General features: G+C 51.5%; 11 protein-coding genes. 4 read left to right on the forward strand and 7 right to left on the reverse strand.

What is annotated here, in order from left to right:
- Positions 1-15: 15 nt before the first annotated feature.
- The 5 genes from PGW97_RS09990 to PGW97_RS10010 all read right to left on the reverse strand — a co-directional run bounded on the left by PGW97_RS09990 (position 16) and on the right by PGW97_RS10010 (position 5,839).
- Positions 16-969, reverse strand: coding sequence for a sugar kinase (locus PGW97_RS09990; protein ID WP_273857231.1), 954 nt, complete (start codon positions 967-969; stop codon positions 16-18).
- A 68-nt stretch (positions 970-1,037) separates the two neighbouring features.
- Entirely contained in the window at positions 1,038-2,528 is a 1,491-nt protein-coding gene (locus PGW97_RS09995; RefSeq protein WP_273857232.1) for a sodium:solute symporter family protein, read from the reverse strand.
- Between the two features lie 434 nt (positions 2,529-2,962).
- Positions 2,963-3,355 carry a RidA family protein gene (locus tag PGW97_RS10000; RefSeq protein WP_273857234.1) on the reverse strand — a complete coding sequence of 131 codons (393 nt, stop codon included), beginning with the start codon at positions 3,353-3,355 and terminating at the stop codon, positions 2,963-2,965.
- 117 nt (positions 3,356-3,472) lie between these two features.
- Positions 3,473-4,912: an N-acyl-D-amino-acid deacylase family protein gene (locus tag PGW97_RS10005; RefSeq protein WP_273857235.1), complete on the reverse strand. Its 1,440-nt coding sequence runs from the start codon at positions 4,910-4,912 to the stop codon at positions 3,473-3,475.
- 63 nt (positions 4,913-4,975) lie between these two features.
- Positions 4,976-5,839: a MurR/RpiR family transcriptional regulator gene (locus PGW97_RS10010; protein WP_047883635.1), complete on the reverse strand. Its 864-nt coding sequence runs from the start codon at positions 5,837-5,839 to the stop codon at positions 4,976-4,978.
- Positions 5,840-6,010: 171 nt separating this feature from the next.
- Between PGW97_RS10010 and PGW97_RS10015 the strand changes: the two genes are divergently transcribed.
- On the forward strand, positions 6,011-7,285 hold the full coding sequence (locus tag PGW97_RS10015; protein WP_273857236.1) for an amino acid deaminase: 1,275 nt from the start codon (positions 6,011-6,013) through the stop codon (positions 7,283-7,285).
- A 258-nt stretch (positions 7,286-7,543) separates the two neighbouring features.
- A complete protein-coding gene (locus tag PGW97_RS10020) occupies positions 7,544-7,744 on the forward strand; it encodes a hypothetical protein (RefSeq protein ID WP_047883472.1) in 201 nt (66 codons plus the stop codon).
- 41 nt (positions 7,745-7,785) lie between these two features.
- On the opposite strand, the gene gloA2 is transcribed toward PGW97_RS10020, so the two are convergent.
- A complete protein-coding gene (gloA2, locus tag PGW97_RS10025; protein WP_047883471.1) occupies positions 7,786-8,169 on the reverse strand; it encodes an SMU1112c/YaeR family gloxylase I-like metalloprotein in 384 nt (127 codons plus the stop codon).
- A 680-nt stretch (positions 8,170-8,849) separates the two neighbouring features.
- On the opposite strand from gloA2, the gene brnQ (PGW97_RS10030) reads away from it, so the two are divergent.
- Positions 8,850-10,169, forward strand: coding sequence for a branched-chain amino acid transport system II carrier protein (gene brnQ / locus PGW97_RS10030; protein ID WP_273857237.1), 1,320 nt, complete (start codon positions 8,850-8,852; stop codon positions 10,167-10,169).
- 702 nt (positions 10,170-10,871) lie between these two features.
- Entirely contained in the window at positions 10,872-12,284 is a 1,413-nt protein-coding gene (gene brnQ / locus PGW97_RS10035; RefSeq protein WP_273857238.1) for a branched-chain amino acid transport system II carrier protein, read from the forward strand.
- Between the two features lie 130 nt (positions 12,285-12,414).
- On the opposite strand, the gene nrfF is transcribed toward brnQ (PGW97_RS10035), so the two are convergent.
- The gene (gene nrfF / locus PGW97_RS10040) at positions 12,415-13,011 is read right to left on the reverse strand and encodes a heme lyase NrfEFG subunit NrfF (protein ID WP_273857239.1); all 597 of its coding nucleotides are present in this window, start codon (positions 13,009-13,011) and stop codon (positions 12,415-12,417) included.
- Positions 13,012-13,070 lie beyond the last annotated feature (59 nt).

A 13,070-nucleotide genomic window follows, 5' to 3' on the forward strand; every position in this document is an offset into this window, starting at 1 on the left:
CCGTTCGGCTATCTGTCACAAAAGCGCACTCATCGCTTCGCGAGGAATAATCGCCCCCGGGTGCTGAATAACAATCGCAGCCAACTGGTGCCCTAATTCTGCAGATTGGGTTTCATCAGCACCGGTAAGGCGACCCGCCAGATAACCGGCTGCAAACGAGTCACCGGCTGCACAGGTATCCACTACGTGTTCAACCTGATTGGCAGCCACATAAGTCACTGTCGGCTCAGCAGATTGTAAGTGGCAGACCACTTTACACGGGTCGCAGCCGCGCTTAATCACCACTTCCTCACAGCCAAACATCCGGCAACGGGCAACTATGTCGCTATCTCCCCACACTTTGTGGTCATCGTCTTCAGTGACCAGCGCGATATCGACAAAACGCAATACCTGGCTGTACCAGTACTGGGCCTGTTTTGCCGTCCATAGCTGCGGCCGAAAGTTATTGTCAAACATCACTTTACCGCCATGCTGGCGATGCTTTTCCAGCAGAGTAATCAATGTGGCTTTTGCTTCTTCCGCCAGAATGGCCAGGCTGATGCCACTGATATACAGCGCATCAAACTCGTGATTATCAATGGCCTGCTCCAGCGGCGAGAGATCGGTCGCAAAGTAGAATTTCGCCGCACTGTCATTACGCCAGTAATGGAAATGACGTTCACCATTGGGCTCAGTTTCAACCAGATAAAGACCCGGTAATTTATTTTCCAGTTTGCGAACCAGCCGGGTATCGATGTTTTCTTCCTGCCAGGCACTGAGCATATCCCGGCTGATATTATCGACACCTAATGCGGTTGCGTAACTGACGGAGAGATGACGGCTGGCCCCAAGGCGTGACAGATACAGCGCAGTATTGAGCGTATCGCCACCAAATGTACGCCGTAGCGGTTGGCCGCTGAGCTCCACCATACACTCACCAAAAAATGCAATGTTCACGCTGTCACCTTCAGTGTTTTTAAGAGTTGTCATTAAAGCGTAATCGATGATGCAGGCCTTACATCACAACAAAGACCTGCATTTTGACGAGTTTTAGAGAATTATTTTGCTTCTACAGGACGGCCTTCTAAATCCGGCTCCTGGTTCTGTTCCATCGCGGCACGTTCGGCATCCAGTAACGCTTTCGCCTCTTCCTTCGTGACAGTATTAGCGGGTGTCAGCAGGCTCACGCCGACTCCGACGAGCAGAGCGGTCAATACCGACGGTATTACAGGATTACCCCAGAACGCTCCCCAGTCTGCATTCAGCATGACAGAGAAAGAAGCCGCTGACGCGCCAGCCAATGTAGCCAAGGCACCTTGCCAGTTGTAACGGCTCCAGAAGCGTCCCAGCATGCCGCAGACAAACATGCCTGACATCACGGTCGAGATCATTTTAGTGATGTAGCCGATGATGTCGTTTGACGTCAGCGCGAACAGCAGGGCCAGACTGATACAGATCACCAGTGCATAGCGTGAGTAAGTCACCATTTTGTCTTTGCCCGGTACTTTGCCGGTAAACATGATGTAGATGTCCCGCAGCAGAATAGACACCCCGGCAATCGCATCGGAACTGGCGCTCGACATAGTGGCAGACAGACCGGCAATCAGCACAATCATACCGACAGCGACCGGCAGTACCGTGGCGGCAACGTACGGGAAGGCATAGTTGGCATTATTCAGATCCGGGTTGATAGCGTGGGCTGACATCCCGATAACCGCAGGAATAATGGAGAAAAACAGGTACAGTACGCCAGACATCGTAAACGAGCGGCGAATGGTCTGCACATCCTTACCCGAATAAATACGCTGACGGAAAGAAGGGGTTGCCAGAATCCCGACCCCGACAACCAGTGCCAGTGACAACGCAGGAATCACCCCCAGTTTTTCGATACCCAGGACACTCACAGCAGCCGGATCCATCGCTGCATAGAGGTTTTCAAGCCCACCAATGTGCTGCACCGACAACACCGCCATCAGGATAAATCCGGCAAACAGGATGATTGCCTGAATGGTATCGGTCCAAACGACCGCGGTATAACCGCCAATCACCACATAAATCGTAAAGGCCGCAGCGATAATGATTTTTGCCGTATTGAGATCAATGTCGGCAATCCATGCCAGGTACATGCCGCCACCAAGAATGTGCGCGCCCAACCAGCCAATTGAGGCGATAAAAATCAGAATTCCGACGACATTTTTCACGATCTTGTTGGCACCGACATAGTAAGACAGCTCTTCACTCATGGTCATGAAGTTCAGTTTACGAACCGGGGCAAACCAGTAGGCCAGCAACAAAATCCCGACTGCGCCACCGATCCCGTACAGGGTACCGGCCCAGCCATTTGCATAACCAAAACCGACCGCTCCCATACTGGAGCCCGTCCCGACCATGGTGGCGACCGTGGTGCCAAGCACCAGGAACAGAGGCAAGCCTCGCCCGCCGAGCAGGAAGTCTTCGCCAGATTTCTGATGGCGGGAGACATACCAACCCAGCCAGATTAAAAAAACCACATACGCACCGAACCCGGTGAGAAAGAGTGTACTGTTCATTCCATACCTCTTATAATCCGTTATACCAGCTGGAACAGTTATCTTTATGAATTGTAAGGAAGATTATTGCTTCAGTTGGTTTATGCTTTTATTTGCTTGGGGACGTGGGTTTCCCTTCCCCGCGATTTACTGATATTTCAGTTTGTTTTTTAAAGGGTTGGTACTTTGCCAACCTTTTTCTTTATCGGTTGCTCTGGAAAACGCTCAGAGCCATGTTGCCTCAGATCTTGCAGAAGGTACTAACGACTTACCTTCTTTCAGTTTCCTGGCGTTTTTCCCGGCTTTTTTCCTGGCGTTAGTTTTATCAACCGCACCGCATTTCGGTTATATTCAGAGTCAGCGCTGAACGCTCAGGGTTGCTCCGCGCTAACTTTGCTTAGGCTTCATCCGACCCGCGGTTTACGGTGTTCGCCCGGAACCAGGTATTCCTCGAACTAGCGACGATCTTCGCGGTAGCAGGTAACGTCCACTTCCACTTTCACGTCGACCACCAGATCACAGACCATGCAGATACGTGCCGGTGGGTGCTCGCCAAAGAATTCTTTAAACACTTTGTTGAATGACTGGAAATAACGGGCATCGGTCAGGACAACCTTCACGTGCACCACGTCTTCAAGGCCATAACCGGCTTCGTCCATAATGTTGACGCAGTTCTGGATTGCCAGACGCGATTGCTCAACAATACCGCCTTCCACCACTTCGCCATCAATCATTGGCGTCTGGCCGGAGACGTACAGGAAACCTCCCGCCTGCGTAGCGCGGGCAAATGGCAGGTGCTGACCGCCGGTACCTGTACCGCCTTCAATGCCATAGCGTGTGATAGTCATAATTGCTTACTCCAATGTGGTTGCTAAAATCAGGTCTGTCATCGAATCGAACTGCAAACGGCGTCGGTTCATGCCAGACCAAGAATTAAGAATCAAGAATCAAAAATAGAGCCAGATTCAGCGCTGCTGACGGTACAAAAACCGCCCGCAACGTTGGGGACTGACTTCCCCGTTCAGATAACTGGTATGGCCATTCACCATTACCTGCTCAATGCCTTTGGCTGCCGCAATGGGATGGGCGAAATCCGCCACATCAATGATGGTGTTCGGGTCAAACAACACCAGATCCGCATAAGCGCCTTCGCGTATTTCCCCACGGTCAGCCAGACCAAACCGTCTTGCCGACATACCCGTCATTTTGTGGACAGCCTGTGCCAGCGAAAATAACTGGCGTTCCCGACTGTAATAACCCAGCACCCGGGGAAATGCGCCCCAGAGCCGTGGATGCGGATGCGGATCATTCGGTAAGCCATCCGACCCCACCATGGTCAGGCGATATTTCAGTACCCGCTCAACGTCTGCTTCATCCATACAGTGGTAAACCGCACCGGCCGGTTGCAACGCTTTGGCCGCATCCAATAACGGCAGTGCCATTTCGTCAGCAATTTGCTTCAGGGTTTTTCCCGCCTGCTCCGGTAACGCTTCTGACCAGGTAATAAAGATGTCGAAATCGTCCGTCACCTGATTCAGATCCAGCGTGGACGAGCTGGCCGAATACGGATAACAATCACAGGCAACATCCTGGTGCTGGCTGGTTGCTTCCATTAACTTCAGCACTTCAACGGTTCGTCCCCAGTTTCCGGCACCGGCACATTTAAGGTGAGAGATCACCACCGGCACTCGGGCGTGACGTCCGGTTGCAAAGGCTTCTTCCATTGCAGCCAGAATCTCTTCAAACTCAGTGCGCATGTGGGTCGTATAAATCCCGCCGAAGGCCGCCAATTCTTCCGCCAGCGCCATCACCTCTTCGGTCGGAGCCTGTTTGGCAGAGGCATAAGCCAGCCCCGAACTGAGGCCCAACGCACCGGCTTGCATCGCCTCCCGCAGACGTGCTTTCATCGCCTGAATTTCCGGGGGGGTCGCCGCACGGTAAAGGTCATCCATTTCGTTATTGCGTAACGTGGTATGGCCAACCAACGCCGCCACATTGACCGCAGGCGCTGCCTGCTCAACCGCGCGGGCATAGTTCGTAAACGTCGGATACTGGAAATCAGCCTGCTTTCCGAGCAAATTCATCGGGTCCGGCGGGTCGCCTGCCAGTACGGCCGGGGAGGCGCTGATCCCGCAGTTGCCAACAATAACCGAGGTCACCCCCTGGCTGATTTTGGCGAGACAGTCGGGATAGCGGATCACGTTGGTGTCGTCATGGGTGTGAACATCAATAAAGCCCGGTGCCAGCGCTTTACCATCACCGTCAATCACCACAGTCGCCTGGCATCCCGCCAGGTCACCAATGGCTGCAATACGATCCCCGGAGATGGCAACATCAGCGTGGTAAGGCTCGGCACCCGTGCCGTCAACAACCTGAACATTTCGGAATACGGTATCGAACTGCATGAAACTTCCTTCTTTCTTTCGCTAAGCTTCACAACCCGACCGACTGTTCCGGTGAGGTTGTGGTTAATCGCCGAGAGGCTGGCGGTCTTCTCCACCGCGATGGCTGTCCAGCGCCATCTTCAGGCGGCGCAATTTGTCACGGCTCCGGCGTTTATGGCTCAGTGCCAGTTCCGTTGACAGCACATCAATCATTGCCATCATCGCGTAACGTGAAGCCGATGGCTTATAGATAAAATCGGTTTCCTTGGTCACTATCGGCAACACCAGATCACTGACTTCTGCCAACGGGGAATCCTTGGCTGTAATGGCAATGACGCTCATCCCGTACTGCTTCGCAATTGAAGCCGGTTCCACCACTTCCGGGGTGTAGCCGGTCGCGGAAATCACCACCATCACATCATTGCTGTCGGCAGTGGCTGCCACCATACGAGCCAGCAATCCGTCGTTGTAAGCCGTAACGGCGTACCCGAGCCGGAACAGGCGGTATTGCAACTCCTGAGACAGAATGGTGGAACCGCCCCCCATCCCGACAGCCAGAATTTGCCGCGCGTTCTGTAGCAACTCGACGGCTTGCGCCACATCCTGCTCATTCACAACTTTACGATTTATGTTGATCACGTTTTTGATCGATTCATAAACCCCTTGAATACCGGACTGATCCGGCGATTCATGAATGAACCGCTGCCCCAGAGCCAGCGACTGTGCCAGCTTTAGTTTCAGATCACGGACATTCTTACAACCCACCGCTTTGGCAAAGCGGGTAATGGTGGCTTCACTGACCCCGGCCTCTTCTGCCAGCTGGCTGATGCTGTAGCCCGAGGCTGCAGCTAAATCATCCATCACCAGCATGGCCACTTTCTTTTCGGCCTCACGTAATTGCGAAAATCGTTCAGTAATTCTGGAAACAATATCGACTTCAATCGTCACGGCTTTCACCTCTCTCGACACAGCAAATGGTAGATTCAGGGCGGGCGCAAAACAGTGAGAAACAGCACAAATCATTCGATAATGTTTGATAGTTTCTAACATCACAAATATTATCAACAAGCCAAAAGGCAGTAATAACAAGCCCTGAGAGCTATGTTAGGAGAATAATAAATGAACCAAGCAAATAAAAAGCATGTTAGTAAATATCAAGACAGCCATCACAAAAAATGGCCTGTAGGTACTAAAGGTATTTGGGTAAATGAAAAGGAAAGCGGCCGATACAGCCTGATTCACGAAGAGATTTCGCTGCCTGCTGCAGTGCTTCGGCAATCCTCACTGACTAACAACCTGAACTGGATGCAGCAGTTTGCCCGCCACCATCAGGTTCAGCTGGCACCTCACGGCAAAACCACCATGACCCCAGCCCTGTTTGAGCAACAACTGGCAGCCGGGGCATGGGGAATCACCGTGGCTACCGCGCCACAAGCTGAAGTCGCCGTTGAGGCAGGTGCCAAGCATATCCTGATGGCCAACCAGTTAGTCGGCAAAGCAAACATTGCAATGGTCCGGCGCCTGCAGCAGCAACACGCCGTCACGTTTTATTGCTGTGTTGATTCCGCTGAAAATGCCCGCCAGCTCAGTCAGGCATTTGAGCAAGGATCGCAACCGTTACACGTTTTGATCGAGTATGGGGTGCCTGGCGGTCGTTGTGGCTGTCGCTCTGAGCAGGACGTTGTCGCACTGGCCGAAACCATCCACTCGCTGCCTGGGCTGATCCTCTGTGGTATCGAAGTGTACGAAGGGGTGATCCACGGGGCCAATGCGGAAGCAGACATCCGCGCCTTTCTGGCCAGCGCGATAAACACCGTTGAACATCTTACGGAGCGACAGCTGATTACTCGCTCCCAGCCTGTCATTACCGGCGCTGGCTCGGCCTGGTACGATGTTGTCGCCGAGAGCTTCGCTGATCACCCTCACCTGCTGGCAATTATCCGTCCCGGCTGCTACCTGATTCACGATACCGGTATTTATCAGGATGCGCAGGCAAACGTGATGGCACGCGCGGAACGCAATCAAGGGGCGGCTTGTGATTTAGGCGGTGACCTGGAATCAGCACTGGAGATTTGGGCTTACGTGATTTCCAGGCCGGAGCCGGGCAAAGCGGTGATCGGGATGGGTAAGCGCGATGTGGCTTTTGATGCCGGGCTGCCTATTCCTGAGCGCGGTTACCGTAATGGTCATGCTCTTGATATTGATGGGCTAAAGGCCATCGCCATTATGGATCAACACACCTTTGTTGAGGTTCCCGAAGGGCATGATCTGTCAGTCGGCGATATGATCGCTTTTTCCACATCTCATCCTTGCCTGACTTTTGACAAATGGCGCTACCTCTGCGTCGCTGATGAGGACTATAACGTGTCCCAATGGGTTGAAACATTATTCTGAGTTTCACGGACATGAGGCCATAATTATGCCAACCTGCTGATTTTCATCACCAGCTTGAGGCGGTAAGCCAATACTTACCGCCTGTACCGCACTTACTGACACAGCCTAATTCCGGCCTGTTTTCAGCCTGCTTCCTGCCAGAAATCGTCTATAAAACCTTGTTTTTGATAAGGTTTATATCGTTAAATCCCTTTGCGAAACGGGAATTGAAGTGTATCATTCCGCCACCAGTTTCACCGTGCCACAAAGGATACAAGCATGGATCTGACATCTCTTATTGAAGGTACGCTTTTCGGCCTTATCGTACTGTTGATTGGCCTGTCAGGCGGTTCTTTTTTTACTATGGCAACCGCTAAATCAACTGAAGAAACCAGTGCTACAGAGTCTCGCATTGAGTTTGGCTTTTACGGAGTGGCGAGTCTGGTATTTGCTGCCCTGCTATCCGGCATTCTCAGCTGATAACCGGCCATTCCATTAGCCATTTCTGCTGAATCAACCGTTCAAATCTGATACAGCTCTAAAGGCAGCCCATCCGGATCCTGGAAGAAAGTAAAACGCTTCCCGGTCACTGCATCTGTTCGAATGGGCTCTACTGCCACACCTTTCTTTTGCAGGTAATCTGCCACTTCTTCAACCGAATCGACGGCAAAGGCAAGATGCCTTAGGCCACAAGCCTCCGGAAAACTCGGGCGCGCTGGCGGTGACGGGAAGGAAAATAACTCAATCTGGCTGCCATCCGGCAACGCTAAATCCAGCTTGTAGGAATCACGCTCAGCACGATATTGCTCAGAAATGATCCGTAATCCCAGCACTTGGCTGTAAAAATGCTTCGATAATTCATAATCTGAACAAATAATCGCGGCATGATGAATGGCTTTAAGCACCCTTTCCTCCAGTAGTAATACGATGATGAGAGAAATTCTCTGTCGCAGCACATAATACGTTAAACAGCACTGTAATATATTCAAAAATAGCGTGTTTATAGCGCTGCTGCTGGGGATATATTTGATGTCAGAAGTTAGCCCGCCCGATGCTTCATGCTTCGCAGAGCGCCACATTTTCGCGCTTGCCAACGATATCATTTGCTTTCGGCTTACTCCTTTCAGAGTGCTCTGTTTACGAGGCTGCTGTTTACAAGACACCTATTTATCTGGCTTCTCTTTTTGCGACATGCTGGCCGATTAAGTATTTCTGCTTAAAAAAATTCCATCAGGGAATACAACCAAATAAAAAAGTTTTTTTAGCGTTAATATCTAGAAAAGTATTTACACGGTAAATTTTTGCTTATATGTTGAAGAGGTTTTCAATACTAACGACCAGGTTTAAGCCATGTTTCGCAGCACACAATTACAATTTGATTGCGCGCCTTCGCTGACTACTCCTGTGTCGTTTGCAGCACGTGCCATTATTGCCGCTATTCTAGTGATTATTAACTAGGCTGGCGGCTTTCTCCGTCAGCCAGGCTGACGGAGAAATCGCCGTAACCTTTCTCTGTTTTTCCTCAGCCTTCCTGACGGTCCCAATAAACACTGACTACCGAGTAGTCAATTTGAGGACTTGTCCATTGAAAAGAAATGATTTATTAGCAATCGGCCTGATGACTTTCGCTATGTTTCTGGGTGCCGGGAACATCATCTTCCCGCCTTTTCTCGGACTACAGGCAGGAGAAGCATTCCTACCGGCAATGCTGGGATTTCTGATCACGGCTGTTGGCCTGCCGGCGCTGACACTGATTGTGTTGGGCCACCTTAGCCACAGCAACCAACTGACATCAGCATTACCAAAACCCCTTGCGATCACTTTTTGGGTACTGCTTTTCACTGCCATCGGACCGGCATTTGGCATGCCCCGCGCTGTCACAGTCGCTTACGAAATGGGAATCAAACCTTTCGTGGAATCAGATTCTCTGATGGTGTTCTCAGCCGGCTTTGTTGCCCTGACACTGATATTGGCTTTTCGCCCGGGGAAACTGGTTGATTACATTGGCAAAGTGATGACTCCTCTACTGGTTCTGTTACTGCTGGCTCTGGCTGCGAGCGCGGTGATCGCTCCGTTAGATACCCTGAAAGTCGCGTCAGCCGGTTATGAAATGCGCCCTGTTACAGAAGGTTTGATCCAGGGTTACATGACAATGGACGCGATTGCGGCCGTGGGTTTTGGCTGGGTCATCATCAAAGCTATCCTTAATAAAAATGGGGGTAACAGCCGTCATCTTTCAGGAATCACGGTAAAAGTTACGCTGATCTACGCCGTTCTGATGTCGGCTTGTTACCTAGCAATGGCATATGTGGGGGCCACCTCTGCCTCAGTGGCCAGCGAAGCCAGCAATGGCGGTGAAATTCTGACCCTGTATGTCGCAGAGGTGTTCGGTGTTTACGGTCAGTACCTGCTGGCGGCAATCATCATCATGGCATGCCTGACCACCACAGTTGGTCTAACTAACGCCTGTGCTGAGTATTACCGTGAAACGTTTAGCACCCCGTTTGCACTGACCGCCACTATCGTTGTGGTACTGACAGGTGTCGTGGCAAACTTTGGCCTGAACCAGATCCTTGCCGTCAGCTTGCCTGTTATTCTGGTTCTGTGCCCGGTGGCCATCACACTGGTACTGACTGCCATGTGTTTTTCCGGTGCTAAGCGCCAGTCGTCTCACTACCGCCAGTCGGTGTACCTTGCATCGGTAGCGACCACGCTGGTTTTTGGCGGGCTGGACACCCTGAGTATTCTGGGTATGCTGCCGGAATCAGTCCAACCCATGCTGGAGCGCTACCTGCCGCTGTACAGCGCGCACGCCAGTTGGTTGCCGCCTTGCCTGCTTGTTCTGGTAGTCGGTATGGTGGCATCGAGAACAAACACAGCGTCACCGTCTGCCGAAAATGCGTAATTTTTCCAAAAACAGGCCGTAAGTGAAGAGGAAATACTGTAATTGAGCAGGAAATGTCGCGATGAGAGATAGCTTTTATCGCGCTTTTCCCTCAAACATTTCACCGAAACGGCTCTGCATTGAAAGGTGTTCTCGTACAGCTCGTCCTGATTGGATATTCGATTTACAGCAAGACCAATAACAAAAACGAGCACAAGACCAGAAAGTACCGGCCCCAACGCCCCATCAATTCAACGCCCGCTATCAATGCATGGCTGCTACCAATGCATAACTGCCACAACAGAGCTGGACATGGTTATTTGCCCACCAAGCTCTGCTTTCTCGGTGTTTTCGTCGGCATGTAATGAGTCAGTTGTGATGATTTTTTCGCCTGAAATTCTTAAAAAATTCAATGAATCAGTTTACAGAGGCGGAATTTGCTTATATGTTGTGTCCGTTGCCCGTAATAATTGATAAATCTTTTTATGCTGAACATTTTCACTAATCCCGCAAAATCTGCTGATTTGCTCTTGGCGAAAGCCAAGCGTGCGGTATTACGTGCAACACAATCTGTCGTCGCAGTCGTCGTCCTGGTCATCGTTATCTAGGCTGGCGGCACATTCCGTCAGCCAGGCTGACGGAAGATGAGCACACCTATCTTATTTTTCCCCAGCTGTCTGACGGTCCTAAGCAAAATACTTTGGTATGCAGAAGGATTCGTCCATGAAAACAAATGACATAATGGCCCTCGGCCTCATGACCTTCGCCATGTTTCTCGGTGCCGGGAACATTATCTTTCCGCCTTTTCTAGGACTGGAAGCCGGTGAACAGCTGATGCCGGCAATGGCGGGCTTTTTGATCACCGCCGTCGGCTTACCTGCCCTGACACTGATCGTGTTCGGCCGCCTGAGTGACAGCAAGCAGTTGACTCAGCCACTACCAACCTGGCTGGCCACACTGATCTGGGTCGCATTGCTGACAGCCGTTGGCCCGGCATTCAGCATGCCGCGCGCGGTCACCGTCGCGTACGAAATGGGCATCAAACCTTTCTTTTCAGGTGATCACCTGCTGACCTTTTCTGTTCTGTTCTGTGCCCTGACCCTGCTGCTGGCCTTTCATCCGGGAAAACTGGTGGATTACATAGGCAAAATCATGACCCCGCTGTTAATTCTGATGCTGTGCGTGCTGGCCATCACCGCCGTGGCCTCTCCCCTTGCTGCGCCACAAGCAGCCGTCGGCAAGTTTGAAGATCTGGCACTGACGCAAGGGCTGGTTCAGGGTTACATGACCATGGATGCAATTGCTGCTGTTGGCTTTGGCTGGGTAGTGATCAAAAACATCAACAACAAGGGAGTAACAGCAGCATCTACCGTTCGCCGCATTACTCTGAAAGTGGCTCTGATTTATGCCTTCCTGATGGGATTGTGCTATCTGGCCATGGGTTACGTTGGCGCAACCTCCGCCCCGATAGCGGAAGGGGTCACCAACGGTGGTGAATTGCTGAGCCGCTACGTCGCGCACAGCTTCGGTGGCTTCGGACAATTTTTGCTGGCCGCGATTATCATCATGGCTTGTCTGACAACAACTGTCGGCCTGACCAATGCTTGTACTGAATACTATCAGCAGACGTTCAACGTCCCTTTCCGCCGTAGCGCCACCATCGTTGTGCTGGTAACAGCCCTGATTGCCAATGTAGGACTGGAACAAATTCTCGCGCTGAGCCTGCCTGCCATTCTGGTACTCTGCCCAGTGGCAATCGCACTGATTTTGGCCGCGCTGTTCTACCCGGCAGACAAACAGTATCAGGCAACATATGTCGCGGTGATCACTGTCGCCTTCGCTTTCGGCACGCTGGATGCCATGAGTATCCTGGAGATGATGCCAGCGAATCTGGACTCTTTACTGTCCGAGTGGTTACCTCTGTACAGTGCCCATGCCTGCTGGTTTCTGCCATGTAGTTTGGTGCTGTTAGGCCGTAAACTGATGGCGATTTTGCTGCCAAACTCAGCCAAAAGCGCAGCCAAGAACAATAAGATTGGGAGCCAAAAAACTGAGACCCAATATAATCAGTCCCAAACCTCAGGAACTCAAAACTCAGGAACCCAGTCTGCAGGAACCCAAACAACAGAGGCTTAAATCAGGCATCCCTTTCACGGACTGTGTACTGTTTTAGCCCAATCCAATAAGCAGGATCACTGCGACGGCAAAATAAAAGCGGGGCCGAGGTTACCCTCAGCCCCGCCAAATTAGGTTTGCTGGCAGTCATTCAGCGACGCCGTATAGTGGTCATGATAATCCCACCGAATACCGCCAGTAATAAAAATGGCCCGCCCCAGAGTAAATAAGTTTGCGGGGTCAACGCCGGTTTATATCGGACAAACTCGCCAAAACGCGATGTCATAAACCCAATCACCGCCTCATCGCTCTGCCCTTCATTGACCATTTGATAAACTTTCAGCCGTAAGTCTTTGGCCACCGGTGAATTAGATTCAATCAGATTCTGATTCTGGCACTGGGGACACCGAAGCTGACGCGACAAGGCAATTGCCCGTTTTTGCTCTGCTGCCGATCGAAAGCGAAAAGTCTCGACCGCCTCAGTCACCACTTTATCCGACGCTGTAAACACTGCCACGTTTCCAGTTTGAGGCAAAGCCTGAGACAGCGACGCAGTCATTGTGGTCGATGCCGATTGCTGTACCGCAGATATAGGAGCCTCTTGAGCCATCACCGGGTGTGCCGCCAACATTGGTCCCCCGAGCAGCAATATCAACACGCCAGCCGACAGCGTCTGTTCAGCAACCGCAGGCTTCCCCAACAAACGAATCCAGAGTCGTTTTATGCCATTTGCCACACTTTCCCACATGTTTTTTAATCCATTCATTTACGACAGCACGTTTGCCATTGTATTTAACTCCGTTGGGT

The organism is Photobacterium sp. GSS17, assembly GCF_028621875.1.
In the GTDB taxonomy this organism is placed as follows: Bacteria; Pseudomonadota; Gammaproteobacteria; order Enterobacterales; family Vibrionaceae; genus Photobacterium; species Photobacterium ganghwense.

Coding starts and splice junctions, on each gene's coding strand:
- PGW97_RS10015 (WP_273857236.1), top strand. CDS start 6,011: ATGAACCAAGCAAATAAAAAGCATGTTAGTAAATATCAAGACAGCCAT.
- PGW97_RS09995 (WP_273857232.1), bottom strand. CDS start 2,528: ATGAACAGTACACTCTTTCTCACCGGGTTCGGTGCGTATGTGGTTTTT.
- brnQ (WP_273857238.1), top strand. CDS start 10,872: ATGAAAACAAATGACATAATGGCCCTCGGCCTCATGACCTTCGCCATG.
- PGW97_RS10000 (WP_273857234.1), bottom strand. CDS start 3,355: ATGACTATCACACGCTATGGCATTGAAGGCGGTACAGGTACCGGCGGT.
- nrfF (WP_273857239.1), bottom strand. CDS start 13,011: ATGTGGGAAAGTGTGGCAAATGGCATAAAACGACTCTGGATTCGTTTG.
- PGW97_RS10020 (WP_047883472.1), top strand. CDS start 7,544: ATGGATCTGACATCTCTTATTGAAGGTACGCTTTTCGGCCTTATCGTA.
- PGW97_RS09990 (WP_273857231.1), bottom strand. CDS start 969: ATGACAACTCTTAAAAACACTGAAGGTGACAGCGTGAACATTGCATTT.
- PGW97_RS10005 (WP_273857235.1), bottom strand. CDS start 4,912: ATGCAGTTCGATACCGTATTCCGAAATGTTCAGGTTGTTGACGGCACG.